General features: G+C 70.2%; 22 protein-coding genes and 1 tRNA gene. 12 read left to right on the top strand and 11 right to left on the bottom strand.

All coding sequences use genetic code 11. The features are described from left to right. Positions 1–9 precede the first annotated feature (9 nt). Positions 10–1,095 (bottom strand): LLM class flavin-dependent oxidoreductase, encoded by a 1,086-nt coding sequence (locus C1A17_RS12295; protein ID WP_101653680.1) that lies wholly within the window; start codon positions 1,093–1,095, stop codon positions 10–12. A gap of 407 nt (positions 1,096–1,502) precedes the next feature. Between C1A17_RS12295 and C1A17_RS12290 the strand changes: the two genes are divergently transcribed. Then, a complete protein-coding gene (locus tag C1A17_RS12290; RefSeq protein WP_101653243.1) occupies positions 1,503–2,399 on the top strand; it encodes a PDDEXK family nuclease in 897 nt (298 codons plus the stop codon). Positions 2,400–2,587: 188 nt separating this feature from the next. On the opposite strand, the gene gabT is transcribed toward C1A17_RS12290, so the two are convergent. The 5 genes from gabT to C1A17_RS12265 form a co-directional block, all read right to left on the bottom strand. Then, entirely contained in the window at positions 2,588–3,952 is a 1,365-nt protein-coding gene (gene gabT / locus C1A17_RS12285; RefSeq protein WP_101653242.1) for a 4-aminobutyrate--2-oxoglutarate transaminase, read from the bottom strand. Positions 3,953–4,107: 155 nt separating this feature from the next. Continuing rightward, positions 4,108–5,331 carry a CAF17-like 4Fe-4S cluster assembly/insertion protein YgfZ gene (gene ygfZ / locus C1A17_RS12280; protein ID WP_101653241.1) on the bottom strand — a complete coding sequence of 408 codons (1,224 nt, stop codon included), beginning with the start codon at positions 5,329–5,331 and terminating at the stop codon, positions 4,108–4,110. Between the two features lie 40 nt (positions 5,332–5,371). Then, a complete protein-coding gene (locus tag C1A17_RS12275) occupies positions 5,372–6,079 on the bottom strand; it encodes a hypothetical protein (RefSeq protein WP_101653240.1) in 708 nt (235 codons plus the stop codon). 11 nt (positions 6,080–6,090) lie between these two features. Beyond that, the gene (locus tag C1A17_RS12270) at positions 6,091–6,693 is read right to left on the bottom strand and encodes a nitrobindin family protein (RefSeq protein WP_101653239.1); all 603 of its coding nucleotides are present in this window, start codon (positions 6,691–6,693) and stop codon (positions 6,091–6,093) included. 287 nt (positions 6,694–6,980) lie between these two features. Beyond that, entirely contained in the window at positions 6,981–7,772 is a 792-nt protein-coding gene (locus C1A17_RS12265) for an ammonia permease (protein WP_101653238.1), read from the bottom strand. 176 nt (positions 7,773–7,948) lie between these two features. Here C1A17_RS12265 and C1A17_RS12260 point away from each other — a divergent pair, with 176 nt between their 5' ends. From C1A17_RS12260 to pstB, 8 genes are all read left to right on the top strand, one after another. Continuing rightward, entirely contained in the window at positions 7,949–8,734 is a 786-nt protein-coding gene (locus C1A17_RS12260) for a response regulator transcription factor (protein ID WP_101653237.1), read from the top strand. Further along, positions 8,721–9,635 (top strand): mycothiol synthase, encoded by a 915-nt coding sequence (gene mshD, locus C1A17_RS12255; RefSeq protein ID WP_101653236.1) that lies wholly within the window; start codon positions 8,721–8,723, stop codon positions 9,633–9,635. The genes C1A17_RS12260 and mshD overlap by 14 nt, the downstream gene beginning before the upstream one ends. After that, positions 9,636–11,780 carry an RNA degradosome polyphosphate kinase gene (locus C1A17_RS12250; protein ID WP_101653235.1) on the top strand — a complete coding sequence of 715 codons (2,145 nt, stop codon included), beginning with the start codon at positions 9,636–9,638 and terminating at the stop codon, positions 11,778–11,780. It abuts the gene before it with no gap. After that, complete coding sequence (locus C1A17_RS12245) at positions 11,777–12,751, top strand: NUDIX hydrolase (protein WP_101653234.1); 975 nt, start codon at positions 11,777–11,779, stop codon at positions 12,749–12,751. The genes C1A17_RS12250 and C1A17_RS12245 overlap by 4 nt, the downstream gene beginning before the upstream one ends. A 177-nt stretch (positions 12,752–12,928) precedes the next feature. Continuing rightward, the gene (locus C1A17_RS12240) at positions 12,929–14,032 is read left to right on the top strand and encodes a phosphate ABC transporter substrate-binding protein PstS (protein ID WP_101653233.1); all 1,104 of its coding nucleotides are present in this window, start codon (positions 12,929–12,931) and stop codon (positions 14,030–14,032) included. A 152-nt stretch (positions 14,033–14,184) separates the two neighbouring features. Continuing rightward, the gene (pstC, locus tag C1A17_RS12235; RefSeq protein ID WP_101653232.1) at positions 14,185–15,156 is read left to right on the top strand and encodes a phosphate ABC transporter permease subunit PstC; all 972 of its coding nucleotides are present in this window, start codon (positions 14,185–14,187) and stop codon (positions 15,154–15,156) included. Next, entirely contained in the window at positions 15,156–16,331 is a 1,176-nt protein-coding gene (gene pstA, locus C1A17_RS12230; RefSeq protein ID WP_101653231.1) for a phosphate ABC transporter permease PstA, read from the top strand. The genes pstC and pstA overlap by 1 nt, the downstream gene beginning before the upstream one ends. 35 nt (positions 16,332–16,366) lie before the next feature. Continuing rightward, entirely contained in the window at positions 16,367–17,146 is a 780-nt protein-coding gene (pstB, locus tag C1A17_RS12225; RefSeq protein WP_101653230.1) for a phosphate ABC transporter ATP-binding protein PstB, read from the top strand. A 208-nt stretch (positions 17,147–17,354) separates the two neighbouring features. Here the strand turns inward: pstB and C1A17_RS12220 are convergent, their stop codons facing one another. The 3 genes from C1A17_RS12220 to C1A17_RS12210 form a co-directional block, all read right to left on the bottom strand. Beyond that, a complete protein-coding gene (locus tag C1A17_RS12220; protein ID WP_101653229.1) occupies positions 17,355–18,362 on the bottom strand; it encodes an inorganic phosphate transporter in 1,008 nt (335 codons plus the stop codon). Between the two features lies 1 nt (position 18,363). Then, the gene (locus C1A17_RS12215; protein ID WP_101653228.1) at positions 18,364–18,984 is read right to left on the bottom strand and encodes a DUF47 domain-containing protein; all 621 of its coding nucleotides are present in this window, start codon (positions 18,982–18,984) and stop codon (positions 18,364–18,366) included. Between the two features lie 301 nt (positions 18,985–19,285). Further along, a complete protein-coding gene (locus tag C1A17_RS12210; protein ID WP_245873737.1) occupies positions 19,286–19,885 on the bottom strand; it encodes a hypothetical protein in 600 nt (199 codons plus the stop codon). Between the two features lie 190 nt (positions 19,886–20,075). On the opposite strand from C1A17_RS12210, the gene C1A17_RS12205 reads away from it, so the two are divergent. Next, positions 20,076–21,107 (top strand): hypothetical protein, encoded by a 1,032-nt coding sequence (locus C1A17_RS12205; protein WP_101653226.1) that lies wholly within the window; start codon positions 20,076–20,078, stop codon positions 21,105–21,107. Positions 21,108–21,332: 225 nt separating this feature from the next. On the opposite strand, the gene C1A17_RS12200 is transcribed toward C1A17_RS12205, so the two are convergent. Beyond that, complete coding sequence (locus C1A17_RS12200) at positions 21,333–22,736, bottom strand: MFS transporter (RefSeq protein ID WP_101653225.1); 1,404 nt, start codon at positions 22,734–22,736, stop codon at positions 21,333–21,335. A 246-nt stretch (positions 22,737–22,982) separates the two neighbouring features. Here C1A17_RS12200 and C1A17_RS12195 point away from each other — a divergent pair. Further along, positions 22,983–23,055: transfer RNA gene (locus tag C1A17_RS12195), tRNA-Lys, on the top strand. A 119-nt stretch (positions 23,056–23,174) separates the two neighbouring features. On the opposite strand, the gene dctP is transcribed toward C1A17_RS12195, so the two are convergent. Beyond that, positions 23,175–24,476: a TRAP transporter substrate-binding protein DctP gene (gene dctP / locus C1A17_RS12190; protein WP_245873832.1), complete on the bottom strand. Its 1,302-nt coding sequence runs from the start codon at positions 24,474–24,476 to the stop codon at positions 23,175–23,177. 250 nt (positions 24,477–24,726) lie between these two features. Between dctP and C1A17_RS12185 the strand changes: the two genes are divergently transcribed. Beyond that, complete coding sequence (locus C1A17_RS12185; RefSeq protein ID WP_101653223.1) at positions 24,727–25,560, top strand: phosphatase PAP2 family protein; 834 nt, start codon at positions 24,727–24,729, stop codon at positions 25,558–25,560. Positions 25,561–25,687: the final 127 nt, after the last annotated feature.

Genomic DNA, 25,687 nt, shown 5'->3' with positions numbered 1-25,687 from the left:
CTCCTGGACTCAGCCCAGGAGGACCTCGGCGAGGTGCTCGAGCGTGCGGACGCGGGCGGGCGTCTCGTCGATCGGATCCTCGGGCCGCCCGCCGGCGACGGGATGGATCATCACCTCGTCGACCTCGAACCGCTCGGCAGTCTCGCGCAGCTGCTCGGCGGCCTCCTCCGGGGTCCCGACGACCCACGCCGTGATCATCTTCTCCGCGACCTCCCGGTGGCCGGCGGTCATCTTCTCCCGCACATCGGCGCCGACGAGCGGCAGGGTGGTGATCGGAGCACCGATCCGGAGGTTCGCCATGGTGAACATGTACGGTTCGGCGAGCTCGAGCGCCTCCTCACGGGTGTCGGCGACGACGGCGTTGACGGTGAGGAAGGTCGTCGGACTCCCGGTCTCCGGCTGACCTGGGTGTGCAGTGGGGCTGAAGGAGTTCCGGTAGAGGTTGAGCGCGGCCTCGGTGCCGTGGCCGGAGAAGTGGTGGGCGAACACGTAGGGCAGCCCGAGCGCGGCGGACAGCTGCGCCGAGTACCCGCTCGAGCCGAGCAGCCACACCTGCGGTGAGGCGGTCGGGCGCGGGGTCGCCGCGAGTCGGTGCTCGCGTCCTCCGAACATCGGCACGGCGGCACCGTCCGGCGACAGCAGTGCGATCGTGTCCATCACGTGCTGCGGGAATGCCTCGACGGGGTCGATCGGGTTCCCCTCGCGATCGACCATCCGCCCCTCGCCCAGGTGGCCGCGCATCGCCATCGAGGTGATGGGGTCGGTGCCCGGAGCCCGCCCGATGCCCAGGTCGATCCGGTCGCCGTACACCGCGGCGAGCAGCGAGAACTGCTCCGCGACGGCGAGCGGGGCATGGTTGGGCAACATGACCCCGCCGGATCCCAGGCGGATGCGCTCGGTGTTCTGCCCGAGGTGCATGAGCTCGATGCCCGGCGTGGTCGACGCGACGGACTGCATGTTGTGGTGCTCGGCCACCCAGTAGCGGGTGTAGCCGAGCCGGTCGGCGGTCTCGACGAGCTGCTTCGAGGCATGGAGGGCGTCAGCGGTCGTCTGTTCACCGCGCACCGGGATGAGATCGAGGACAGAGAGCTTCATGCTCCGCACAACCGGAAGGGCAGCGCTTTCATTCCGCAGGGCGCTCCTTTCGCGGGACTCTCCTTCCCGGCCCCGCCGCCTGACTGCCCGGCACCCAGTTCTTCCCCCTCGGGCTCAGCTCCTCTCCCTCGGGCCGTTCTCCTCCTCAGGCTCGGCCCTTGGCCCCGCCCCCTCCTCACGGGCAGTTCGGCCATTCCTTCCGACCCGGCCCTTCGTCGAGTGGTCACTTCTTGCACGCCAGTCCGTCGAGTGGTCACTTCTGGTCGAATACTCGCGAGTATTCGACCGAACATGACCACTCGAGGGTGGGCCGACCTGAGGTCACAGGCCACGCCACACGGGCCGGCTTCTCCCCAGGGCCGAGGCGGGGGTTCCGCAGCGCTCCCGAGTGCGGGTTCGATGCGGGGATGAAGCAGATCATCGTGCCGCAGGTCATCACGCGCGCCCGGGCAGGGGAATCCGGCCACACGAGCTATGAGATCCGGAACTCACCGGCCGCCCTCCGACCGTTCCGCGGAGCGGTCGAATCGACGCGGGCGACCGAGATCGCCACCGTTCCGCATTGGGCGGACGAGGAATGGGTCGCCCTGTTCCGCCGGGCCCGCGTACTCCAGAGCGTGCGCCCGCAGGCGGTTTTCTGCTCCCTCACCGCGGCCCAGCTCACCGGTCTCCCCCTGCCTCCTCGCCTCCGGAACGGACCGCTCCACGTCATCGTTCCGGGGACCAGCAGGGTGCGACTGGACGGTGTCGTCGGCCACCGGACCCAGCGGGTCGATCCCATCGACAGGTTCGGCCTGCGGATCAACCACCCCGGGTTCGTCCTGGCGGAGGTCGCCGGTCTCACCTCGCCCTGGAACCTCGTGCAGATCTGCGATGCGCTCATGGGGAAATGGCACGGCCCGCCCGTCGTCTCGCATCCCGCGCTCACCGACTTCCTCAACGGCCACACGCGGTTCCGCGGGAGGCGGCGACTGCTGGCCGCCCTCGCCGAGGCGCGCGAGGGGGTCGACTCGCCCCGGGAGACGGACATCAGGCTCACGATCGTCCGGGCCGGGCTGCCCGAACCCCGCGTGCACCCGCGGATCCGGCTCCCCTCGGGCGCGGTGATCGAACCGGATCTGGGCTACGAGGACCGGAAGGTCGTCCTCGAGTACGAGGGTCGGCACCACCGGGAGGAGGCGCAGTGGCAGTACGACATCGGGCGCTACGACGAACTGCGCGACCTCGGATACCTCGTCATCCGCATCACTGCGGGCATGACTGACCGGGACTGGTTGCCCCGACTGCGCCGCGCCCTGTGGTGAATGCATCAAGTGGTCGTGTTCGGTCGAATACTCGCGAGTATTCGACCGAACACGACCACTCGACGGGTCCGGCCCGAGGCCCGAGGCCCGAGGCCCGGACCCGAGGCCCAGAGGGCCGGGTGCCCGGGAGCCCGAGACCGAGACCAGGGTCAGGGGCCTGGCCAAGTCCCAGGAGGCTTGGGGCCGGGTCAGCTCAGGGCGTCGGCGAAGGCCTCTTCGAGGACGTCGAAGGCCTCGTGGAGCAGCTCGTCGCTGATGGTGAGCGGCGGGAGGAACCGGAGCACGTTGCCGAAAGTCCCGGTGACGAGCACGAGCACGGCGTTCTTCGCGGCGTAAGCGGCGACGGCCTTCGCGAGTTCCGGGTTCGGCTCGATCGAATCCTTGGCGACGAGCTCGATCGCCTGCATCGCGCCGCGGCCGCGGATGTCGCCGACCTCGGGGAAGCGCGTCTGGAGGCGCACCACCCGCTCGGTGATGATCTCGCCGATCTGCAGCGCGCGGGACACGAGGTCGTCCTGCTCGTAGGCCTCGATCGCACCGAGCGCGGCGGCGACCGCGGTCGGGTTGCCGCCGTAGGTGCCGCCGAGTCCGCCGGCGCCCACCGAATCGATGATCTCCTTCCGACCGGTCACGGCCGACAGCGGCAGACCGCCGGCGATGCCCTTGGCGGTCGTCACGAGGTCGGGCTCGATGCCCTCCCACTCGCTCGCGAACATCTTGCCGGTGCGAGCGAATCCGGCCTGCACCTCGTCGGCGACGAAGACGATGCCGTTGGCGCGCGCGTACTCGACGAGTGCGGGGAGGAATCCCTCGGCGGGGACGATGAAGCCGCCCTCGCCCTGGATCGGCTCGATGACGAGCGCGGCGACGTTGTCGGCGCCGATCTGCTTGTCGATCATCGTCATCACGCGCTTCGCCGCGTCCTCGCCGGAGACCTTGGTGCCGGCCGCGTCGTTGTCGCGGTACGGGTAGGACATCGGGGCGCGGTAGACCTCGCCGGCGAACGGACCGAAGCCCGCCTTGTACGGGTGGGCCTTCGCCGTCATCGCCATGGTGAGGTTGGTGCGGCCGTGGTAGGCGTGGTCGAACACGACGACGGCGTCGCGCTTGGTGTGGGCGCGGGCGATCTTCACCGCGTTCTCCACCGCCTCCGCGCCGGAGTTGAGGAGCACGGTGCGCTTCTCGAAGTCGCCCGGGGTGAGCGCGTTGAGCTTCTCCGCGAGCTCGATGTACGACTCGTACGGGTTGACCATGAAGCACGTGTGGGTGAAGGCGGCGAGCTGGGCCGCCGCGCGCTCGACGACCCGCGGGTTCGAGTTGCCGGCCGTGGTCACGGCGATGCCGGAGCCGAGGTCGATGATCTGGTTGCCGTCGGCGTCCTTGAGGATCCCGCCGCCCGCGGCGACGACGTAGGCCGGCAGGCTCGAGGCGACGCCGGCGGCGACGGCCTTCGCGCGCCGGGCCTCGATGGCCTGGGAACTCGGTCCGGGGATCTCGGTTGCGATGATGCGTTCCTGCGGCAGTGCGGCGCCGCCCAGTTCCTGAGTGCTCATGCCTCAGACCCTAGACCCATTCCGCGCGCGTCGCCACGCGCGGCGGGCCTGCGGCACCGTGGTCGGGGTGCGCGGCCCCGGCGGCGGATCTGCAGCCCGGGAGCGAGGTTTGCAGTCCCGTGGTCGGAGCTGCTGCCCCGTGGTCGCGCCGGCCCTCAGCGACGACGCCGGTCGACGTCGCGATCGATCCGCGGGACGCCGGCCCGGTTGTTCCGCTCGAGCACGACGACGGTCTCCTGGTTCGCCGCGATCTGCTCCTCCCCGGGGACCTCGACGAGCAGCGGCTCCTCGGCCGGCAGGTTCCGCTTGACGAGAGCGAGCGCGATCGGACCGAGCTCGTGGTGGAGCGCGGCCGAGGTCACCTGCCCGACCGGCCGGACGGCACCGCGCACCTCGGCGCGGACCTCGGCCCCGGGTTCGGGCAGCGCGTGGGCCGATCCGTCGAGGTGGAGGAACACGAGGCGGCGCGGCGGCTGCCCGAGATTGTGGACGCGGGCGACCGCCTCCTGCCCCCGGTAGCAGCCCTTCGCGAGGTGGACCGCGGTGCGGAGCACGTCGAGCTCCCCGACGAGCGCCTTGTGGTCGACCTCGGCGGTGCCGGGACGCCAGGCCTCGACCCGGAGTGCCTCCCATGCGTCGCGGCCGACGACCTCGACCCCGGCCGCCGCCGGATCCCATTCGGCGAGCTCCGCCTTCGGGCACACAGCGATCCGGAAGCGGTGCTCGCCGCCGGGATGCTCCGGCGAAGCCACCGGCATGCCGAGGTCGACCGCCGCGTACGAGGCCGAGCCCTCGCCGATCTCCGGCCACGGGTCATCCCACACAACCACCGCGGGCAGACCGGCGGGCAGCCCTGCCGGCCCCCGCGCCGCAGCACCGTCCGCACCAGTCCCATGCCCCGCAGCATCCCCCTGCACGGCATCACCCGGTCCGGCGTCGAGGCCGAGGCACTGGAACTCCGCGCTGACGTCGGCGATCTCGACGCGCATCATGAACTTCATCGATTCGAGGAAGGCACGGGCGGCCTCGGCGTCGCCGTCGGTGAGCACCCACAGCCGCTCGTCGTCGCGCACGAGACGCAGCCAGTGCTCGATGTGCCCGGTGGGCGACAGCACGAGCGTCTCGGTCGACCGGCCGACCGGCAGCGCATCGATCTTCTGCGTCGTGATCGAGTTGAGCCAGCTCAGCGCGTCCGGCCCGGTGAGCGTGAGGACGCGGACGGCGGAGAGGTCGGCCACGGCGCGCCCGCGGGCGAGGGCGCGCTGCTCGCGCAGCGGGTTCCCGAGGTGGGCGACCTCGGCCGAGCGGTCCCCCTCGCCGAGCACCGCGCTCGAGCGGGGGAAGCGGAGCACATTGGTCGGTCGGTGCGTCCCGGTCATCGTCTGACTCCCTTCCGGCCGTCCCCGGTGTCGCCGGGGTTCAGGCCAGGTTGCGGATGAGGTCGAGCAGGTTGAAGTTCTCGATGCCCTCGGTGACCCACTCCTGCAGGTCGCTGAAGGTTTTGCGGACCGGCGCCACCCGGCCGTAGGCGTCGTCGAGGGACGTCTCGAGCTCCTCGATCGAATCCCTCACTGCCGGCAGCAGCCCGTCGGTCTCGATCGCGGAGACCGCGTCGCGGACCTCCCCGAGCCGGTCGATCGCCCCGGGGGCGGCCCGGATGACCTCGACCGAGTCCTCGAGGGTCGACCGCCACTCGGCGACCGAGCTGCCGGGATCGCGCAGCGTCCGCTCCTCGAAGTCGATGAGCACCGCCGCGTCGGTGAGCACGGGGGCGACCTCGTCGGTGAGGATCTGCATCTGGTCGACCGCAGTGGCGGTGGCGGTGAGGTTGCGGCCGAGCCACGGGAGGTGGGTGAGCTGGGCGAGCGGCACCTCGGCGAGCTCCGCCTCGGCCGCGTCGAGCTCGGTGCGCGCGCGGTCGAGGTGGCCGTCGAGCGCGGCGGGATCCTCGGTGAGGGCGAGCATGTAGTTCTCGGCCGCGCCCGAGGCGGCCTCGAGGTGGTCGATGAGCGCGTTGACCCGGACCGTGGTGAGCGCCGCGAAGGCGAGGATTGCGAGGAGGGCGACGGCGAGGACGAACCCGATGATGCGGGTCCGGGTGCGCCTGCGCCGGATGCCGGTCGCCATGGCCGTGGAGGTCAGGAGACCCGCTTGAGCCGGGCGGAGGCGTGGGAGGTGAGCTCGCGGCCGAGCGCGGCCATGTCCCACGCCCACATGAGCTCGCCGTCGACGAGGCCGTACATCCGCGTCGATGCGGTGTACTCCTTGGCGGTGGTCGTGCGGGCGACGACGTCGGTGGCGAGGTCGATCCGGGGGCCTGTGACCCGGCCGGCGTAGAGCTCCATCACGCCGTGCGGGTGGACGATCTCGACCTCGATCTCGAAGTCGCCGTCCTCACCACGGAGGGTCTCGACGGATTCCGCCGTGGTGAAGGGGGTGGGCTCGGTGGGCACCATGAGACCCGGACCGGCATCGTGCTCGCGGCGCGGCCGGACCAGCTGCCAGATCCCGGTCTCGAGGGTGAGGGTGTCGGCGGGACGCCCGTCCTCGTCGAGCAGCCAGGCCTGCGCGGTGTAGTGAAGGAAGGGCGCACCGGCGGGCGCGACGAAATCGATGCGCTGCCCGAACTGGCGCTCCGGGGTGCCGGGATAGCCCACGACGCCGACGCCCTCCCAGTAGCCGATGAGCCAGGCCAGCGGCACGAGCTCCGGCTGGAGGTCCGCGTCGAGTTCGATGGGCATGCGGTCAGCGGGGGGTCTTGAAGAGGTTGGTGATGACCTTGATGGCCACACCCGCAGTGCCGAGGCCGGCGAGGCCGACGAGCACGGTGAAGAAGATTTCGAGCATCACGAGGTTGTCCATGGTGCCCAGTGTACCCACTGCGGACCCTGCGCCGGCACCCGGTCCCGAGCCCGGGCGGGGCGGACGCTCGGCCGGGACGCCGTGACCCGGGAGGGGCTCGGCCGCGGTCACGGCCCCGGACCGGAGTGGTGCGCGCCCGCGCTCCGGGCCAGAGAGGCGAGGGCCCTCAGCCGAAGACGAGGATCCGCTCGATGACATAGACGACGATGCCGCCGAGCGCTATCGGAGCGGCGCCGAGCGCCATCTGGACGGCGACCAGGCGCGCCTTGTCCCGGCGCCGCGCGCGGCGCAGTTCGCGCGACTGCAGGCGGCTGCGGGCGACGAGGCCGAGCATCCGGTCGGTGGCGGCGACGAGCAGGCCCATGACGAGGCCGAGGCCGGCCGCTCCCCACAGGGACATGCTGCCGTCGACCATGATCGTCGCGGTGGTCGCGGCACCGAGCACCGCGATGCCGAGCGCCAGCGGCGAGGTGTAGCGGGCGGGCCACGGCACCACCGTCGCCGCCTGGGCGAGGATGATCGCGACGAGGGCGACGATCACCGCCTCCTTGTCGCCCGGCACCTGCACGGCACCCACCCAGCTCGCCACGGACAGGATGATGACGAGCCCGGCGACCTGGGCGGAGACGTTGACGACAGCGTGCGAGGCGCCGATCCCGCGCACGAGGTTCTGCACGAAGGCCCAGAGCAGGCCCACGCCGGCGACGAGCGGGAGCCAATCGAGGAACGGGGCCGTGGGGGCGATCCAGACGGTGGCCAGGCCGATGAGACCGAGCACGAAGAGCATCGTCGTCGTGGCGCGCGGCTGGGGCGAGTCGGTGAGGCGAGGCCAGCCGTAGGCGAGGGCCGCGACGACGAGGCCGCAGGCGAGCGCGAAGGGCACGAGGCCGAAGTACACGGAGACGCCGAGGGCGGCCGCCAGGCACAGGGCGACGACGATCCGGATCCAACGCGTCATCCCCCCATCCTGCCAAACGCCGCGCATCGACGGTATTCGGCGCACCGCGAGCCGGGTCGGGCGCAGGTCCGCCGCAGAACCCCCCGATGGGCACCCCGCCGCCCGAGCGCGCACCCGGCCTCCCGGTATACTCGCGAGCAGTCAGACGAGGATCGACGCAGGGGGTTAGGACGGCAATGCGCATACTCCACATCGCCCACGGCTCCGCCGTCACCGGACCCCCGTCGCTCACTGCTCTCGGGTATCTGCCGCACACCGTGCACGCGGTGCGCCCGGACCACTCCGACCTGCTCGCCGCCCCGCCGGCCGACGTCGCGGTCCTCGATGCGACGACCGACCTCGGCCTCGCTCCGACCATGGCCTCCCGACTGTCCACCGTGGGCATCGACCTGCCGCTCATCATCGTCCTCACCGAGGGCGGTCTCGCAGCCGCGAACCCGAGCTGGAACGCCGCCGACATCATCCTGTCCACCGCCGGCCCGGCGGAGATCGATGCACGCCTGCGGCTCGCGGAGACCCGCGCCGTGGCGCGGGAGTCGGTCGATCCCCCCGTGGTCGCGGGCGCTCTCGTCATCGACGAGGGCAGCTACACCGCCTCTGTCGCGGGGCGTCCGATCGACCTGACGTACAAGGAGTTCGAGCTCCTCAAGTTCCTCGCCCAGCACCCCGACCGGGTCTTCACCCGCGCCCAGCTCCTCCAGGACGTGTGGGGCTACGACTACTACGGGGGCACCCGCACGGTCGACGTCCACATCCGCCGACTGCGGGCGAAGCTCGGCTCCGAGCTCGAATCCGCGATCCACACGGTGCGCAACGTCGGCTACCGCTTCAGTCCCGTCGCGGTCCCCGACCCGGTCCTCGCGAACTCCGCCCAGCCGTCCGGTCGCACCGCCCCTGCCGCGGCCGGCCCGGACCGGATCCGCCCGGCGCAGAACAAGGAGAACATCGATGTCAGCGCCTGAGATCCAGACCGTCGACCACGTCCCGGCGCAGCTGCCCGCCCTCCTCGACGCGGCCACCCGCGCCGACGGACTGCTGCCGATCTCCGACGGGCTGCTCGCCGCACTCGGGGAATCCGCCGAAGGAACCCGGATGTGGACCGCGGACACCGGCGACGAGCTCCTCGGGTTCGGCGTCGCCGCAGAGCAGGGCGCCCGCTGGGCCGCCGAGGCGGTCGTCGCCCCGGATTCCCGCGGCACAGGACTCGGCGGTGAGCTCGTGCGCGCCATGCACGACGAGCTCACCGCGGCGGGCGCCGGCGCCTGGTTCTGGTCGCACGGCGACCATCCCGCGGCCGCCCACCTCGCTGCCGCCCTCGGGTACGAGCGCGAGCGCGAGCTCCTCCAGCTCCACACCGATCCGCTCGACCGCCTCACGCTGCCGGAGCCCCGGACGCCGGAGGACACGACGATCCGGCCCTTCGCCCCCGGCGACGAGGACGGCTGGCTCCAGGTCAACAACGCCGCCTTCGACTGGCACCCCGAACAGGGCGGACAGGCCCGCTCCGACATCGCCGCCATCGTCGACGCGCCCGGATTCGATCCGGCCGACGTCCTCATCGCCGAGCGCGCCAACGCCGTCATCGGCTTCCACCACACCAAGCTCCACCGGGACCACCCGTCCGGCGCAGTCACCGGGGAGGTCTACGTCATCGGCGTCGATCCGGCCGTGCACGCCGCCGGGGTCGGCCGCGCCCTCACCGTGGCCGGCATGCACCATCTGCGCGGGATCGGGGCCGAGGTCGTCGAGCTCTACGTCGAGAGCGACAACGTGCCCGCCCGGCGGCTCTACGAGTCGCTCGGCTTCACCCATACGATCGTCCATGTGAGCTACGCCCCGCCGGGCACCGCCGAGGAGAACTGAATGTACGACGTCGCGGCCTTCGGGCTCGATCACGAGCTCCCTTCCCCGCCCGACCGGTTCCTCGACCGCGAGCTGAGCTGGCTGGCGTTCAACGAGCGCGTTCTCGAGCTCGCCGCCGACACCTCGATCCCGCTGCTCGAGCGCGCGAACTTCCTCAGCATCTTCGCCTCGAACCTCGACGAGTTCTTCATGGTCCGGGTCGCCGGCCTCAAGCGCCGGATCGCCACCGGTCTCGCGGTGCCCTCGATCACCGGTGCACAGCCGCGGGCGGTCATGCGCTCGCTCGGCAAGCACGCGCACACCCTCATGGAGCGCCATTCGGAACTCCTCAAGACCGACATCGGTCCGCGCCTCGATGCGGAGGGGATCTTCTCGGTCTCGATGGCCGACCTCACCCCGGAGGAGCGGACGAAGGTCGACGAGTACTTCGAGTCCCACGTGTTCCCGGTGCTCACCCCGCTCGCCGTCGACCCCGCACACCCGTTCCCCTACATCTCAGGGCTGTCGCTCAACCTCGGCGTGCTCCTCCGCCACCCGAGCACGGGGGCGGACCTGTTCGCCCGGGTCAAGGTCCCCCAGGTCCTCCCCCGCTTCATCAACGTCGCCGAATCCGCCGAGACCCGGCAGGTGAGCCCCGAGTTCCCGGCCCGGTTCATCGCGCTCGAGGAGATCATCGCCGCCCACCTCGACCGGCTGTTCGAGGGCATGGAGATCGTCGACCACTCGCTCTTCCGGGTCACCCGCAACGAGGACGTCGAGGTCGAGGAGGACGATGCGGAGAACCTCCTCAAAGCGCTCGAGAAGGAGCTGCTGCGGCGCCGGTTCGGCCCGGCGGTGCGGCTCGAGGTCACCGAGGACCTCCATCCCCGGGTGCGCCAGATCCTCACCCGCGAGCTCGGGATCGACGAATCGGAGATCTACGAGCTGCCGACCCCGCTCGACCTCCGCGGCCTGAGCGAGATCACCGACCTCAACCGCGACGACCTCCACTTCCCCAAGGCGGTGCCGGCGATGAACCGGTACCTGTCGCAGACCGAGAGCTCCGAGCAGGTCGACATCTTCGAGGCGGTGGCCGAGCGCGACATCCTCCTCCACCACCCCTACGACTCGTTCTCCACGAGCGTCCAGGCCTTCCTCGAGCAGGCCGCCGCCGACCCCACGGTCCTCGCGATCAAGCAGACCCTCTACCGCACCTCGGGCGACTCCCCGATCATCGACGCCCTCGTCGACGCGGCGCAGGCGGGCAAGCAGGTGCTCGCGGTCGTCGAGATCAAGGCGCGGTTCGACGAGGAGGCCAACATCACGTGGGCCCGCAAGCTCGAGCGCGCCGGGGTGCACGTCGTGTACGGCATCGTCGGGCTCAAGACCCACGCCAAGCTGTGCCTCGTCATCCGGCAGGAGAACACCGGCCTCGTCCGCTACTGCCACGTCGGCACCGGCAACTACCACCCGAAGACCGCTCGCGGCTACGAGGACTTCGGCCTCCTCACCCGCGATCCCGAGGTCGGCCAGGACCTCACCAAGCTGTTCAACCAGCTCTCGGGCTACGCCCCGCACGCCGACTACTCCCGCCTCCTCGTCGCGCCCAACCGGGTGCGAACCGGTCTCCTCGAGCTCATCGAGGCCGAGATCGAGCACGCGCGCGCCGGGCACGAGGCGCGGATCCGGATCAAGGTCAACTCGATCGTCGACGAGCCGATCATCGACGCGCTCTACCTCGCTTCGCGCGCCGGCGTGCGGATCGAGCTCTTCGTGCGCGGGATCTGCGCGATCCGTCCGGGCATCCCGGGACTGAGCGAGAACATCACCGTGCGATCGATCCTCGGCCGCTATCTCGAGCACTCGCGGATCTTCGTGTTCGGCACCGGTGAGCGCACGGTCGCCTACATCGGGTCGGCCGACCTCATGCACCGCAATCTCGACCGCCGGGTCGAGGCCCTCGTCCGCCTGGGCGACGCCGAGCACATCGCCGAGGTCGACGGGCTGTTCGATCTCGCGTTCGCGCCGACGACCTCGAGCTTCCACCTCGGCCCGGCCGGGATCTGGACCCGTCACTCGCGCGGCCCCGAGGGCGAGCCGCTCGCCGACTACCAGTCCGAGCTCATCCGCCGCCACCACCGACGCCGGACGGTGGATCCGCAGTGAGCCCCACCGCCGTCACCAACGCCGAGGAGTCCGCCCGGCTCCAGGCGGATGTGCTCGCCGCAGGGGCCGTGTGCTGGCGGGAGGGCCGCTCCGGCCTCGAGGTGCTCCTCGTCCACCGGCCCCGCTACGACGACTGGTCATGGCCCAAGGGCAAGGTCGACAAGGGCGAGACCCTGCCGGAGTGCGCCGTGCGCGAGGTGGCCGAGGAGACCGGCTTCGACATCCACCTCGGGCTGCCCATGCCCTCGGCCCGGTACACCGTCGGCCGGCGACTTACCAAGCACGTGAGCTACTGGGCCGCCGAGGTGACGAGCGACAAGCCCGCGAAGCCGGACGACCCCAAGGAGATCGACCGCGCGGAGTGGTTCCCGGTCGGCACGGCGCGCGCGAAGCTCAGCCGGTTCGCCGACCGCGAGCAGCTCGATCGGCTCGAGCACGCCCACCGGACCGGTGCGCTGCGCGCCTGGGCGCTCATCATCGTGCGCCACGGCAAGGCGTTCCCGCGCTCGAAATGGCACGAGACCGAGCACGTGCGTCCGCTCCTCGCGCTCGGCACCCGGCAGTCGATGGCGCTCACCGGACTGCTCGCCGCCTGGCGGATCAAGAGGGTCGTGTCGAGCCCGTGGAAGCGCTGCGTGGCGACCCTCAAGCCGTACTCCGCGGCCGTCGGCAGGAGCATCAAGACCGTGGCGCCGCTGAGCGAGAAGGCGAACGCTGCGAACCCGAAGAAGACCGCGAAGGCGCTCGTCGCGATCCTCGAGAAGGGCAAGCCGACGGTGATCTGCACGCACCGCCCGGTGCTGCCGACCGTGCTCGCCGTGCTCGCCGACCACGCACCGGCCGGGCTGGCCGAGCGGCTGCCGAAGAAGGACCCGTACATGAACCCCGGGGAGATCCTCGTCGCCTACGTCCGACCCGGACCGGTGCCGCGGATCGTCGAGTTCGAGCGCTACCGGCCGATCGACGCCTGAGGAGAGGGCGACGCCGACCGCACAGTGTGACCCAGATCCCATGAGCTGTCGGGTGATTTCGAAGCCAGTTCACCATCCGTTCACCTTGCAACGGTCTTGAATACACACGCCGCTCTTAGCGTGATGGCTGTACGCGGGGCAGCGCCCCGGACTCAGCACCCATCGAAAGGCATCCACGTGAAGCTCACGCGTTTTGCTCCTGCCGCGGCCCTCTTCGCCGCTGGCGCACTCACCCTCTCCGCCTGCGGTGGCGGCGGCTCGAACGGCGGCTCCGAGAGCGGAGGCGGCGAAGGCGGCGGCGAGACCCAGGTCTCGGGCAACCTCATCGGCGGCGGCGCCTCCTCGCAGGAAGCCGCGATGACCGCGTGGACCGATGGCATCACCGGCGAGTTCCCCGACCTCACCGTCCAGTACGACCCGGTCGGCTCCGGCTCGGGCCGTGAGGGCTTCCTCAACGGCCAGTACTCCTTCGCCGGTTCCGACGCCGCGATGGACGACGACGAGAAGAGCCAGGCCGAGTCCGTCTGCGGTCCCGAGGGCATCTTCCACGTCCCGGCCTACATCTCCCCCGTCGCCGTGGCCTACAACCTGCCCGAGGTCTCCGAGGCCGTGAAGATGGACGCCGACACCATCGCGAAGGTCTTCACCGGCGAGATCAGCAAGTGGAACGACGAGGCGATCGCCTCCCAGAACGAGGGCGTCGAGCTCCCCGACCTCGACATCACCGTCGTCCACCGTGCCGACGACTCGGGCACCACCGAGAACTTCACCGAGTACCTCGCCGCCGCGGCCCCGGACGCCTGGACCCACGACGTCGTCGAGGCCTGGCCGTCCGACATCGCCGCGGAGTCCGCGCAGCAGACCTCCGGCGTCGTGTCGCTCACCCAGTCGACCGAGGGTGCTATCACCTACGCCGACGCCTCGCAGGTCGGCGAGCTCGGCACCGTGGCCGTCGGCGTGGGCGAGGAGTACATCGAGTACTCCGCCGATGCCGCCGCCCAGGCGGTCGAGAAGGCGACGCAGAACGATGACGGCTCGGTCGAGCTCGAGCGCGACACCGAGGAGGCCGGCGTCTACCCGATCGTCCTCGTGTCGTACCACATCTACTGCAACCAGTACCAGAACCAGGAGACCGCCGATCAGGTGAAGGCCTTCGCGAACTACGTGGTCTCCGAGGATGGACAGTCGACCGCTGAGGGCGCTGCCGGATCCGCACCGATCTCGGACGCCACCCGCGACGCCGCACTCGAGAAGATCGAGGCCATCGGCACCCAGGGCTGATCATGCCCATCACCTGCGGCGATCGCTGACGATGCGGCCATCGGGTTACCACTCCACGACCCGGTGGCCGCATCGTGACGCGGGAGCCGCAATCGATCGAACCACATACCCGGCGAGCGGCCACCGCATCCGGGCATACCGAGGAAGTCATCGTGACCGAAACCACAGCCACCGAGCCGAAGAAGAGTCCGGCTCTGACGAAATCCCGCGGAGGCGCGGCCGGGGACAAGGTCTTCTCCAACACCGCGCTCGCCGCCGGCGTCATCATCCTCCTGGTCCTGGCGTTCGTCGCCATCTTCCTCGTCGTCGAGGCGCTCCCGGCGCTGTGGCCCGAGGTGTTCTCCACCCACGACTCGATCGAGAGCGCGGACACCTTCTGGCAGTACGTGTGGCCGCTCATGGCGGGCACCATCATCGCCTCGGTCATCGCGCTCCTGCTCGCCACCCCGGTGGCCGTCGGGATCGCGCTCTACATCTCGCACTACGCGCCGCGGAAGATCGCTACCCCGGTGGGGTACATCGTCGACCTCCTCGCCGCGATCCCCTCGGTGGTCTACGGCGCGTGGGGCATGACCTTCCTCGCCTCGAGCATGGTGCCGATCTACGGGTGGCTCCACAACAACCTCGGGTTCATCCCGTTCTTCGCGGGAAACCCCTCGACGACCGGGCGCACGCTGCTGACCTCGGGCGTGGTGCTCGCGGTGATGATCCTGCCGATCATCACCTCGCTGTGCCGGGAGATCTTCATCCAGACCCCGAAGCTCCACGAGGAGGCGGCTCTCGCGCTCGGCGCGACGCGCTGGGAGATGATCACGATGACCGTCTTCCCGTTCGCCCGCGCCGGCATCATCTCCTCGGTCATGCTCGGCCTCGGCCGCGCCCTCGGCGAGACGATGGCCGTCACCCTTGTCCTCTCCCCCGGCGTGTTCTCGCTGAGCCTCATCACCTCGGGACGCAATGCGACGATCCCGTCGGAGATCGCACTCAACTTCCCCGAGGCGTTCGGCATGCGGCAGTCCGAGCTCATCGCCGCCGGCCTCATGCTGTTCATCATCACCCTCGCGGTGAACATGGTCGCGCGCTGGATCGTCAGCCGCCACAAGGAATTCTCGGGAGCCAACTGATGAAGACCACGACCGACACCGCCGCACACGACTCGCGGGCACGGGTCGCCAAGAAGAACTCCCTCACCGCCGGCCAGAAGCCGTCGTGGACCTGGATCGCCGTGCTCATCGGCGCGCTCGTCCTCGCCGCCGCCGTGACGTTCGTGCTCAGCGGCGGATTCAACTGGACCGGCTTCGTCGTCCTCACCGCCGTGCTCTACGTCATCGGCATGTACGTCACCACCCTCGTCGTCGAGAACCGGCGCCGGGCGACCGACGGCCTGTGGAAGAACCTCGTGTGGGGCGCCTTCCTCATCGCCCTCCTCCCGCTCGTGTCGGTGATCTGGACGGTCGTCGCCGAGGGCCTTCCCACGCTGCTCGCCAACCCGCACCTCCTGTGGGACGACATGTCCGGGGTCACCGGCGCGACCGACCAGGCGACCCGTGACGAGGGCGCACCGCTCATGGGCGGCTTCCTCCACGGACTCGTCGGCACCCTTGCGATCACCGCCATCGCCACCCTGATCTCGGTGCCGATCGGGCTCATGGCCTCGATCTACCTCGTCGAGTACTCCCGCGGAGGCTGGTTCTCCCGCGCGATCACGTTCTTCGTCGACGTCATGACCGGCATTCCGTCGATCGTCGCCGGCCTGTTCGCCTTCGCGGCCGTCCAGCTCGTCATCACGACGATCCTCGGCGAAGGACCCAGCCAGATGCAGATGGTCAAGATGGGCCTCACCGCCGCGATCGCGCTGTCGGTGCTCATGATCCCGGTCGTCGTGCGCTCCACCGAGGAGATGCTCCGCGTCGTCCCCAACGAGCTGCGCGAGGCGTCCTACGCGCTCGGCGTCCGCAAGTGGCGGACGATCCTCAAGGTCGTCCTCCCCACCGCGATGTCCGGCATCGCCTCGGGCGTGACGCTCGCGATCGCCCGCGTCACCGGTGAGACCGCTCCGATCCTCGTCACCGCCGGCTACGCGGCGACGGTCAACTGGAACGTGCTCTCCGGCTGGATGACGGCGCTGCCGGTGTACATCTACCGCCAGCTCGTCAACCCGACCGCGCCGGCGGCTCCCGAGCCCTCGACGCTGCGCGCCTGGGCGGCAGCCCTCGTGCTCATCATCATCGTGATGCTGCTCAACCTCATCGCGCGCGTCATCGCGAAGGCCTTCGCCCCCAAGAACTCCGGCCGCTGAGCCGCAGCCCGAAGCACACAGCAGGAAGAGAACTCATGTCCAAGCGCATCGACGCCACCAACCTCAACGTCTACTACGACAAGTTCCTCGCGGTGGAAGACGTCAACATCAGCATCGAGCCGCGTTCGGTGACCGCCTTCATCGGCCCGTCCGGCTGCGGCAAGACGACGTTCCTCCGCACGATCAACCGGATGCACGAGGTCATCCCCGGCGCCTACGCCAAGGGCCAGCTCATGCTCGACGGCGACGACATCTACGCTCCGGGCGTCGACCCGGTCAACGTCCGGGCCATGGTCGGCATGGTGTTCCAGCGGCCCAACCCCTTCCCCACGATGTCGATCCGGGACAACATCCTCGCCGGCCACAAGCTCAACGGCTCGCGGATGTCGCGCTCGGAGGCCGACGACATCGTCGAGCGCTCCCTGCGCGGATCGAACCTCTGGGAGGAGGTCAAGGACCGCCTCGACCGCCCGGGATCCGGGCTGTCCGGCGGCCAGCAGCAGCGCCTGTGCATCGCCCGCACGATCGCCGTCTCCCCCGATGTCATCCTCATGGACGAGCCGTGCTCGGCCCTCGACCCGATCTCCACGCTCGCGATCGAGGACCTCATCAACGAGCTCAAGGAGGAGTACACGGTCGTCATCGTCACGCACAACATGCAGCAGGCGGCGCGCGTGGCCGACAAGACCGCGTTCTTCAACATCGCCGGCACCGGCAAGCCCGGCAAGCTCATCGAGTATGACGATACGAGCACGATCTTCTCCAACCCGGCGAACGAGGAGACCCAGAACTACATCTCCGGCCGCTTCGGCTGACCGGGCCGTCCGGGTCCTGCGGTCCGTGGGTGCGCCCGCGGCCCAACGGTCCGCTTCACACGAGTGACCCGCGTTTCCTGCGGTGGCACGCGATTCCTGTACAGATTTCGCGTGCCGCAGCAGGAAACGCGGGTTTTTCGTCGTCGTGGCCGCTGGGAGGGTCGGCACCGGATGTGAGGGCCGGCCGGGGCCGAGGCGGCCGTGCGCCTCAGCGCGCGGGCAGGAGGACGAGGGCGAGGAGCGCGGCGAGGACGGCTGCGGCGGGCAGGCTCAGCAGCCACGAGCCCAGCACCGGGACGAGATAGCGCATCCGCCCCCCGGCCCGCCGATCCTCGAACTGGGTGCCGAGATTCGCCGCGACGACGAGGAAGCTCATCGACACCGGCACCCGGAGGAGGAGTGCGGCGATGAACATGAACGAGGTTGAGGTGAAGTCCGAGACCGCGGACTTCACCGGATCGAGTTGGACCATGCGCACGCTGAGGGTGCGCGCCACCCGCCAGCCGCTGAGCAGGGTGCCGAGGGCGAGCGCGCACGCGATGGTGATGCGCACCGGCCAGTCGATGGAGAACGCGTCGAGCACCACGGGCTCCGTCGTGGTATACGCGAGGACCGCGACCATCATGATCGCCGCGGACTTCTGCGCGTCCTGGATCCCGTGCGCGAGCGACAGGGCACCGGTGAGGACGCTCGAGACCATCCGGCTGCGCCGGAACAGCGGCTTCATCGCCGTCGCGCCGACGACCGCGCTGACCACGCCCATGAGCAGGAAGCTCAGGAGGAAGGCGACGAGCGGGGTGAGGATGAGGGGGGCGAGCACCGAGACGAAGAGCTCACGTCCGGACGAGGTGGCGCCGAACACGAGCCCTGCGCCGATGAGCCCGCCGAACAGGCAGTGGGTCGAGGACACCGGCAGTGCGAACAGGTAGGTGGCGATGTTCCAGACGAGGCCGCCGAGCACGCCGGCGAGCACGATGAGGAGGATGTCGACGTGATCGGGAGGGAAATCGACGATGTTCGCGACAACGACCTCCGCGATGCTCTGCCCGAGCAGGGCTCCGATGAAGTTGAAGACTGCGGCGAGCGCGAGTGCGAGGCGCGGTGTGAGCGCGCGGTGGACGACCGCATTGCCGACGGTGATCGCCGCGTCGTGGAAGCCGTTCATGAACGCGAACGCCACGATGACGAGGACGATCGCTGCGAAGAGGAGCTCCACCTCAGGACTCCTTGACGGCGATCGTGGCGATCACCCGCGAGATCTCCTTGAATGACCGGGACGCGTGGACGAAGGCGGTGGACAGCTGCATGACGGCCGTCGCGTACGTCAGTCCGCGGCGGGATGCGGGCACCGCGTCGGACACCTTCTGCTGGAGCCCGACCGCGCGATGGACGAGCCGGTCGATCGACTCGACGTACTCCCAGTGATCGGTCTTGCCGCGCAGCCGCTGGGTCATCCGCAGCGTCTGGTCCGCCTGGGTGGAGAGCAGCGCGAGCATCTCGAGTGCGCCGACCGGGAGCTCGTCGAACGCCGAGGAGGTCATCGCGAAGCCCACCGCATCGAGCGCGTGGCACGTCTCGCGGAGGGTGTCGGAGAGAAGGAAGAGATCCTGGCGGTCGAGCGGGGTGACGTAGTTCTCGCGGAGCCGGCGGAGCACGGCCCCGGCCGATTCGTCGGCGGAGTCGCAGATCTCCTGCATCCGGCGGGCGGCCGCCCGCCGCTCGTCGACCGGGATCCCGGAGAGCTCGGCGAGGACGAGGGTGCCGTCCTGGAGGTGAGCGGCGAGCTCGATGAACAGGTCGTAGAACTGTGATTCGCGTGGAACCCGGCGCAGTCTCACGCGGTTCTCCTCGTTCGGTGCTGCTGGAGGGCGGGTGCCGGACCGAGAGCGCCTCTCGGCGGTAGGCCGCTCGAAGCGGCTGATGTTGGAGCCCGGGGCTTCAGCGATCCGACACCCGATGCGACCCTCGCGGGCCACGTGAGCAGGATACAAGTCCCGGCGCCGGTTTCCCAACGGCGGATCGCTGATGCTCGAGAACCCGGGTGACCTGTGCGATCACCACCGGAACCGCTCCCAGCAGCACCCGGGCGACCTGCGAGATCCGCGTCGGGGACGCGTGCGGTGTGCTCGCCCGGTGGGTTCAGACGAGGCGGCCCTGCCGGCGCGCGCGAGCGGCTCCAGCGAGATCCCGAGCGAGGTTCTCGAACTGCTCGGCACCGGTGCCGGTGTCCCCGGTGAGGACGCGGCCGCGCGCGGCGACCTCGACGAACGCCGAGGCGCGGGCGAGTGCGATGGCGAGATCCCCCGCGAACGCCCCGGAGAGGATCCGGTCAGCGGCGCGGGCCACCGCATCCGGCCCGGGCGGGGTCTCGACACCGGCGAGCACCTCGGCCACGGAGTGGCCCTGGCGGCCGGCGTCGAACCAGTCGGCGGCCTGCCGGGGCGAGCGGCGGATCCAATCGCGGAGCGCATAGAGCCGCCACAGCGCACCGGGCAGTGAGACCGCCGGCGCCCGGGACCAGATCTCGGCGAGGGCCTCGAGGCCGACCTCGTCGGCGAGGCGGACGAACCGCGCCGTCGCGTCCGCGTCGCGCTGCCCGTCCCTGCTGCCCACGAGGAGGACGGCGGTCGAGTGAGCGGCCTCGGCGCGAGCGGCCGGATCCGGCTGCGGCCGCAGGTGATCGAGGTCGGGCATGACGCGGGGGCGGTGGTGGCGCGGGGCGTTCCCTGGTGTCGACATCGCCGCCCAGTGTACTCCGGCGGCCGTGGCGGCCGGCGGTGCTCCGCGTACTCCCCACGGGTGCTGGGAGTTGGATTCGAGGGACCCCGGGAGGGGCGAAGTAGACTGATGCGCAGTGTCCGACTTCACAATGTCGCTTGCGGATTCGAGCCGACCCGGCCCGGCGCGCGAGTGCGAGAGAGGAACTCCCATGGTGAAGAGCACGATGGTCAACTCCGGCATCGGCCGGGCCGCCGGCATGGCGATCAACGACGACGGCACCCTCCATCCCAAGGCCGAGGGCGGCATCCGCAAGCTGCTGAGCGTGCAGCGCCCGGCCGTCCTCGCCTACCTCCGATCGCTGCGTCGCCGCAACCCCGATGCGACACCGGCGGACATCGCGGAGATCGTCCGCAGCCACTACGTCAACCTCACCACCGACGGCGGTGCCGCGGTCGGCGCCACCGCAGTGGTGCCGGGGATCGGCACCGGCGCGGCGATGGGCGTGGCCGCGGTGGAGACCGCGGGATTCCTCGAGGGGTCGGCGCTCTACGCGCAGGCCGTCGCCGAGCTCCACGGCCTGCCGGTGCGCGACCCGGAGCGCGCGAACGCTCTCGTCATGGGCCTCACGCTCGGCGATTCCGGCCGTGATCTCGTCAAGAAGTTCGCGGGCCAGGCCCGCGGAACGGGGCCGGCGGTGACGGCGAACTGGGGCCAGATCGTCGCCAAGCAGGTCCCCGCCTCGATGATGAACTCGCTCACCCGTCGCATGCGCAAGGCGCTGCTCAAGAAGTACGCGGCGCGGGCGAGCGGCTCGTTCGTCGGGCGGCTGCTGCCCTTCGGCGTGGGAGCGGTGATCGGCGCGGTGGTGAATCGGAAGATGGCGCTCACCGTCGTCGACCAGGCGCGCACGGCGTTCGGGCCGTTCCCGGTGAACTTCGAGCCCGAGCTCGACCCGCAGGTGAGCACCCCGAAGAAGGACGCCACCGTCGTCGGCGGACTCAAGAACATCATTCGGCTCAAGAAGAAGCGCGGATCCGGTGAGGTCATCGACGGCGAGGTCGTCGACGAGCAGCAGACCGGGAAGGGCGGCGGTCGCGGTGACCGCCGCGGCCGGAGGTCCGGGATCTTCGGCGGGCGGCGTTCCGAGGACCAGGACGTCGTCGCGCACACCGGCTCGGCCGACACCGGACCTGCTGCGGACGAGGCGCCGCGCACCTACCGGCCGGACGTCCGTCTCTGAGAGCGGATGAGGTTGCTCGGTCTGCCCAATCTCGTCGTCCCGTCCACCTGCCGTTCGTGCACGGTCTTCCCGTCGACCTGCCGCTCCTGCACGGTTCTCCGTCCGGAATCGAGCAGACATGGCAGTTCGATGGGAAGATCGAGCGGACATGACAGGTCGACGGCGTGTGACCTGCAGCGCGGCAGCCGGCGGAGGCTCGGCTCGACTTGAGGACTGGAGTGCAGGTCAGCGGGAGCGGCGAGCGGCCCAGACGAGGACAGCGCACACGAGCGCTCCGGCAAGACCGAGCGCGAAGCTCACGCGGAATCCGTCGAGCGAGGGCACCTGGGAGCCGGCAACCTCGCGGCTCGTCGCTGCGAGCACCATGCCGGAGACCGTTGCCCCGCTGCTCGTGCCGACGCTGCGCATGAGCGCGTTGACGCCGTTGGCGGATCCGGTGGCCTCGCGGGGGACCTCGTCCATGACGAGCGTGGGGATCGCGGCGTAGGACAGGGCGAGGCCGGCGCACAGGACGGTGCTCGAGAGCACGATGTGCCACACCGCATCGTGCCAGAGGAGGGTGTAGGCGTAGGACAGCGCGATCACCACCGACCCCAGACATGTCGCGAGGTGGCCGCCGAGGACGGTGATGAGGCGCGCGGACACGGGAGCGAGCGCCATCATCGTCAGGGCGCTGGGGACGAGCGCCAGGCTGCCGCCGAACGTGCTCAGCCCGAGGCCCGCCTCGGTGTCGGCCGGCAGCTGGAGCATCTGCATGTAGGCCACCTGGGAGATGAAGAACGAGAACCCGAGGGCGATCGTCCCGGCGTTGACGAGGAGCAGCCGACGGTGGGCGAGCAGGCGGAGATCGACCATCGGGGCACCGATCCGGAGCTCGTAGACGCCCCAGGCGAACAGCACACCGATGCCGCCGAGTCCGAAGCCGAGCGTAGGGGCGGAGATCCATCCCCACACCGGCCCCTGGGAGATCGCGACGAGGATGCCCGACAGGCCGGCAGCGAGTCCGACGGCGCCGAGGACATCGACGCGCTGCCGGGTTCCCGGGGAGGCGGGCACGGCGGCGCGGAGGGCGAGCAGGGTGACGACGCCGAGCGCTGCGGTGGCCCAGAAGAGGAGCTTCCAGTCCCCGATCTGCACGATCCAGGCGCTCAGCGGCAGTCCGAGCGCGCCGCCGAAACCCAGGCTGGCGCTGACTATCGCGATGCCGGTGACGTTCTTCCGGGGATCGGGCTGGTCGCCGAGGATCGAGATCGAGACCGCGATGATGCCCATGCTCGCGCCCTGGAGCGCACGGCCCACGAGGACGCCGACGAGCCCGGAGGACAGGGCGGCGATGACCGAGCCGAGGACGAGGAGACCGATGAGCGCCAGGGCGACCCTGCGCTTGCCGAACAGGTCCCCCAGCCGGCCGGAGATCGGGGTGGTGACGGCGGCGGCGACGAGCGAGATGGTGAGCACCCAGGCCGTCGCGGACCGGGGTGCGCCGAGCAGCTCGGGCAGGGAGTTCTGGATGGGGACGACGAGCGTCTGCATGAAGGCCGCCCCCGTGCTCGCGAAGGCGAGGGCGGCGATGAGGCGCCAGGTGCCGCTCGGATCGGTCGGGGTCGGACGAGAGCGGTTCTTCGCCATCCGGCACCTCCTGCCCACCCGTGTCCGTCCAGGCTGCGCAGCGGTGCCGGCAGCCTCTGCAACTCTACCGAGTGACTCGCGCGGGGAGGGCGCGGGAGAGCCCGGGCCGGTCGAAGACGGGCTCGTGCTCCGGATCGGGCGGGTCTGGACGGCGTGAGGGATTGGGCAGGCGGCCACCGCGCGGATTATACTTGTGCCGCGCGCAATCGCGCGCTGAACGGTCCCATCCTGACGATTCGACCGTTCGGGCCTCTAGCTCAGCTGGTAGAGCAGCGGACTTTTAATCCGCGGGTCGTGGGTTCGAGCCCCACGGGGCCCACCGTGTCCTCCCCGTTCCGGCCAGCGCCGAGTGTGCACGTCCGCTCGAATCATCCACGATGTTCTCGAACGGACGTGCACAGTCGGCGCGTGCGACCGCCTCGGGTGTCGCCGGCGGTGTCAGCCGCCGGGCCGGTGGTCGAGTGCGCCGGCCTCCTCGAAGATCGCATCCGAGTAGTCCGACCAGTCGGCCGACGGGTCGTACCATTCGTCCATGGTCTCCATGTCGCCGCCGTCCTCGTAGCCGAGCTCGGTGACGATGCCGCGGTACTTCTCCTCGAGCTCGGCGATCGATTCGACGATGTCCTCCGGCACCAGGCCGTCGGCGATGTTCGTCTCGGTCTGGCTGTCGACGATCTCCCGGAGTTCGTCCTGCATCGCCGAATCGAACTCGTTGATCGTGCCGTCCACGCTCCGGATGTCCTCGACGTGGTTCTTGTTCGAGTCGACGTACCCCTGGGCCGAACCGCTCACCAGCAGATCAGCCGAATCGAAGAGAATCTGCTGATAGGCGACCGGGAGGTTGTCGAAGCTCGATCCGACGAAGAAGCCGGCCGGGAACCGGGGCCAGCTGGCCTCGGTGGTGTAGCTCAGGTGCGGAGCCGCCTGGAACACGCCGCTGATGTCCTTGGCCGCGGTGGGCGAGAGGTCGCAGTCGATGGTGCCGCGCTGCATGGCTTCGAAGGCCTCGGTGAACTCCATGCTCGTCGGCACCGCGCCGAAGTCCTGGACCGCCTGGCTCTGGCCCGAGGTGCCGGCCCGGATCTGCCGTCCCTCGAGGTCGTCGCCGGTGGCGATCTGCGAGTTGCAGTTGAGGGAGTAGGCGCCGTTGGCGATGAAGGGGGCCAGCGGCCTGACACCCTCCTGCTCGAAGCGGTCGAGGAGCGGTTCGCTGTTCCACCCGATCTCGGAAGCCACACCGTGCGCGACCATCTCACCGACCATGGGAGAGTACTCGACGTTCGCCAGCGCGGTCGCCAGCGCGGTGGCCTCGGGGAAGCGCTGCGGCTCGTACCCCACGAGGTGGTAGCTCACGTCCACGCGGCCGTCGACGACGGCGTCGATCGCCTCGGGATACCCGGCGACGGCCATGCTCCAGACGATCTCGACCTCGATCTGGCCGTTGGACATCTCCTCGACCGCGTCCTTGAACTGCAGCGATCGTGCTCCAGTGGTCGAGTTCGCCGAGGGCGTTCCCACCTGGTAGACGATGTTCACGGGTTCGAGATCGGCGATCGCCTCATTGATCTCGTCCTGCGAGGCTCCGTACTCGTAGCCTCCCGATTCTCCGGCGGATCCTCCACCGCCGACGCTTCCGGCGGTGCCGCACGCCGAGGCGAGGAGCAGCACCGATCCTGCAGCACCCCCGACCACCGCCCTGCGCCCCGTGGTCCGGAACTTCATGCTCCCTGCTGTTCTCATCACGGTCACTTCAACTCCATCGTCGATCGTGCGAACGGTCGAGCGGATCCGGGGACCCGCGTCGGCTCTGAGGGCGCCTCGACAGTGAGTGCCGCAGAACTGACGCCAGAGTAACCCGCAATTCGTTCAATTTTCATCACATTTTCATCACGCCCCCGCGTATTCGCAGGTGGAACGGCCCCGGGCCGACGATCCGGCCGACGGGCGCCCAGCGCGTGGGCCGGTCCGCGCATGAGCGAGAATCGGGACCATGGATCATCGCGCACCCGGCTCGCAGGCGCAGCCGGAGGAGACCGCCCCGACCGCATCGCCCGGACGCGTCGCGAAGCTCACCGCCCGCCTCATCGGCCTGCTCCCGGCCGCCGCCGTCTTCCTCGTCATCGCCCTCTCGCTCGACGCCCTGGAGGACCTCTACGAGGCGGTCCAGGCAGGAGGAGAGGCCCAGCGGATCGACGGCCCGGTGCACGCCTGGATGCTCGCACAGCGCACGGACTGGCTCAACACGGTGGTCACGGGTTTCACCCACCTCGGGGGCACGATCGGGATGCCGATCCTCGCCGGCACGACCATCATCGCGCTCACGTGGTGGTGGCGCACCCGCACTCCGCTCGTGCTCATGGTCGTGGCCGTCGCCGGGTCGCTCTTCCTCACCACCCAGGGGAAGACGATGACCGGACGGGCGCGTCCCCCGCTCACCGAAGCAGTGCCTCCGTTCGAGCACTCGCCCAGCTTCCCGAGCGGTCATACGCTCAACACGTTCGTCATCGCCACCGTGCTCGCCTATCTCGTCCTGCTGTATGTGCGCAGCCGCCGGGGCCGGGTCCTCACGCTCACCGGGCTGGCCGTGTTCAGCGTGCTCATGGGCACCTCGCGCATCTACCTCGGGCACCACTGGCTCACCGACGTCCTGGCCGGGGCGGTGACCGGGACCGCCTGGGCGCTCGCCGCCTGCATCGGGCGCTGGATCTACGTCCGGCTCCGCACCCGGCACCGCGCGTCCTCGGTGCGCGAGGTCGCCCAGGAGCACCGGCGCGAGGCCTCCCGGCGCCGTCACCAGCCCTCGCACGAGGCGCTGCCGCACTGACGCCCACCGTTCTGCAGCTCATCTGCACGCCCGCCGCAACGAAGCGAATCTGACGTCGGACTCAAGAATTCGGCCCATCGGTGGTATAAGTGATCTGAGCCACAACGCCGTGGGCTCACGCACGACC

It is taken from the genome of Brevibacterium ihuae (assembly GCF_900184225.1).
Taxonomy (GTDB): Bacteria; Actinomycetota; Actinomycetes; order Actinomycetales; family Brevibacteriaceae; genus Brevibacterium; species Brevibacterium ihuae.
Note: the sequence above shows the minus strand (reverse complement) of the source record. Positions and strands in the feature narration are given on the sequence as shown.

What these genes read in the sequence shown, in the direction of transcription:
- pstA (WP_101653231.1), top strand. Translation starts at nt 15,156, where the DNA reads ATGAAGACCACGACCGACACCGCCGCACACGACTCGCGGGCACGGGTC.
- C1A17_RS12250 (WP_101653235.1), top strand. Translation starts at nt 9,636, where the DNA reads ATGTACGACGTCGCGGCCTTCGGGCTCGATCACGAGCTCCCTTCCCCG.
- C1A17_RS12260 (WP_101653237.1), top strand. Translation starts at nt 7,949, where the DNA reads ATGCGCATACTCCACATCGCCCACGGCTCCGCCGTCACCGGACCCCCG.
- dctP (WP_245873832.1), bottom strand. Translation starts at nt 24,476, where the DNA reads ATGAGAACAGCAGGGAGCATGAAGTTCCGGACCACGGGGCGCAGGGCG.
- gabT (WP_101653242.1), bottom strand. Translation starts at nt 3,952, where the DNA reads ATGAGCACTCAGGAACTGGGCGGCGCCGCACTGCCGCAGGAACGCATC.
- C1A17_RS12205 (WP_101653226.1), top strand. Translation starts at nt 20,076, where the DNA reads ATGGTGAAGAGCACGATGGTCAACTCCGGCATCGGCCGGGCCGCCGGC.
- ygfZ (WP_101653241.1), bottom strand. Translation starts at nt 5,331, where the DNA reads ATGACCGGGACGCACCGACCGACCAATGTGCTCCGCTTCCCCCGCTCG.
- mshD (WP_101653236.1), top strand. Translation starts at nt 8,721, where the DNA reads ATGTCAGCGCCTGAGATCCAGACCGTCGACCACGTCCCGGCGCAGCTG.
- C1A17_RS12290 (WP_101653243.1), top strand. Translation starts at nt 1,503, where the DNA reads ATGAAGCAGATCATCGTGCCGCAGGTCATCACGCGCGCCCGGGCAGGG.
- C1A17_RS12275 (WP_101653240.1), bottom strand. Translation starts at nt 6,079, where the DNA reads ATGGCGACCGGCATCCGGCGCAGGCGCACCCGGACCCGCATCATCGGG.
- C1A17_RS12185 (WP_101653223.1), top strand. Translation starts at nt 24,727, where the DNA reads ATGGATCATCGCGCACCCGGCTCGCAGGCGCAGCCGGAGGAGACCGCC.
- C1A17_RS12265 (WP_101653238.1), bottom strand. Translation starts at nt 7,772, where the DNA reads ATGACGCGTTGGATCCGGATCGTCGTCGCCCTGTGCCTGGCGGCCGCC.
- C1A17_RS12270 (WP_101653239.1), bottom strand. Translation starts at nt 6,693, where the DNA reads ATGCCCATCGAACTCGACGCGGACCTCCAGCCGGAGCTCGTGCCGCTG.
- pstB (WP_101653230.1), top strand. Translation starts at nt 16,367, where the DNA reads ATGTCCAAGCGCATCGACGCCACCAACCTCAACGTCTACTACGACAAG.
- C1A17_RS12295 (WP_101653680.1), bottom strand. Translation starts at nt 1,095, where the DNA reads ATGAAGCTCTCTGTCCTCGATCTCATCCCGGTGCGCGGTGAACAGACG.
- C1A17_RS12200 (WP_101653225.1), bottom strand. Translation starts at nt 22,736, where the DNA reads ATGGCGAAGAACCGCTCTCGTCCGACCCCGACCGATCCGAGCGGCACC.
- C1A17_RS12210 (WP_245873737.1), bottom strand. Translation starts at nt 19,885, where the DNA reads ATGTCGACACCAGGGAACGCCCCGCGCCACCACCGCCCCCGCGTCATG.